Raw genomic sequence first — 1784 nt, 5'->3', positions numbered from 1 at the left:
GGTGGGCAACTGCTGGCGCGGATCAAGGGTGTGCGCAAGAAGCTGTCCCAGGACCTGGGTTTCTTGATGCCCACGGTGCATATCCGTGACAACCTCGACCTGGCCCCCAGCGCTTATCGCCTGACCCTGATGGGGGTAATCCTGGCCGAAGCCGAGATCTACCCGGACCGCGAACTGGCGATCAACCCCGGCCAAGTGTTCGGTACCCTCAACGGCATTACCGCCAAAGATCCGGCTTTCGGCCTGGAAGCGGTGTGGATCGAAGTCAGCCAGCGCAGCCAGGCGCAGTCCCTCGGTTACACCGTGGTGGATGCCAGCACCGTGGTCGCCACGCACCTCAACCAGATTCTCTACAAGCACTCCCACGAGTTGATCGGCCACGAGGAAGTCCAGCAATTGATGGGCTTGCTGGCCAAATCGTCGCCAAAACTGGCCGAAGAGCTGGTGCCTGGCGTGCTGTCACTGTCGCAGTTGCTCAAGGTGTTGCAAGCGCTGTTGGCCGAACAGGTGCCCGTGCGCGACATTCGCAGCATTGCCGAGGCCATCGCCAACAATGCCGCCAAGAGTCAAGATACTGCCGCTCTGGTGGCGGCGGTGCGTGTCGGCGTGTCCCGCGCAATCGTGCAAAGCATTGTAGGGACTGAGTCGGAGCTGCCTGTGATCACCCTGGAGCCCAGGTTGGAACAAATATTGCTCAATAGTATTCAGAAGGCAGGGCAAGGCCAGGAAGAGGGCGTTTTACTGGAGCCAAGCATGGCTGAAAAGCTGCAGCGTTCGTTGATCGACGCCGCACAGCGCCAGGAAATGCAGGGCAACCCGGTGATCCTGCTGGTGGCCGGCCCGGTTCGCGCGATGTTGTCGCGGTTCGGACGCCTGGCCGTACCGAATTTGCACGTGTTGGCTTACCAGGAAATTCCTGACAATAAGCAAGTGACTATTGTCGCGACAGTTGGGCCCAATGGCTGAGGTAGTGGGTTATGCAAGTTAAGCGTTTTTTCGCCGCCGATATGCGTCAGGCCATGAAACTGGTCCGTGATGAGCTGGGCGCCGATGCCGCGATTATCGGTAACCGTCGGATTGCCGGCGGTGTCGAGCTGACGGCTGCCCTGGATTACACGCCCCAGGCGCTGGCCCCGCGCGTGCCAAACATGGAGCTCGAAGACGAGCTGCGCAAGACCGCCTCGCGCATTGTGTCGGCCCAGGCTGAACTGAGCATGCGTGGCGACAGCGATGCCAGCACCAATCGCCAGCTGTTTGCCGGCCTGCCGCTGACCGCCGCCGAGCCGCTGGTTGAACCCACCTTTGTCGAACCGCCGCGTCCTGCAGCGCCTGCCCCGGCTGCCGCAGTTGACCAGCGCGTGATTGACTCGATGCGTTTTGAACTCAACGGCCTGCGTGAATTGCTCGAAGTGCAGCTCGGCTCGCTGGCCTGGACCCAACTGCAAGGCAGCAAGCCGCAGCAAGCCAACCTCTGGCGTCGCCTGCAACGCATCGGCCTGTCCGGCCCGTTGTCCCGCGACCTGCTGGCCTTGACCGCTGAAGTCGAGGAGCCGCGCCAGGCCTGGCGCATGCTGCTGGCGCACTTGGCGCGCATGATTGCCACGCCGGAAATCGAACCCCTGGAAGAGGGCGGTGTAATCGCCATGGTCGGCCCCGCCGGCATGGGCAAGACCACCACCCTGGCAAAGCTTGCGGCCCGTTACGTGCTTAAATATGGCGCGCAGAATATCGCCCTGGTGAGCATGGACAGTTACCGTATCGGCGCTCAGGAGCAGCTCAAGACC

General features: G+C 62.0%; 2 protein-coding genes. Both read left to right on the top strand.

Translation table 11 applies throughout. The features are described from left to right. Nucleotides 1-966 (top strand): FHIPEP family type III secretion protein (locus BKD70_RS23565; RefSeq protein ID WP_175441034.1); only part of this gene is annotated, 966 nt, incomplete at its 5' end. An 11-nt stretch (nucleotides 967-977) separates the two neighbouring features. Beyond that, nucleotides 978-1784, top strand: an 807-nt coding sequence (gene flhF, locus BKD70_RS23560; protein ID WP_070415502.1) for a flagellar biosynthesis protein FlhF, incomplete at its 3' end; no start/stop codon positions are given.

The sequence above is a fragment of the Pseudomonas sp. BS-2016 genome, assembly GCF_001806145.1.
GTDB lineage: Bacteria > Pseudomonadota > Gammaproteobacteria > Pseudomonadales > Pseudomonadaceae > Aquipseudomonas > Aquipseudomonas lundensis.
Note: the sequence above shows the minus strand (reverse complement) of the source record. Positions and strands in the feature narration are given on the sequence as shown.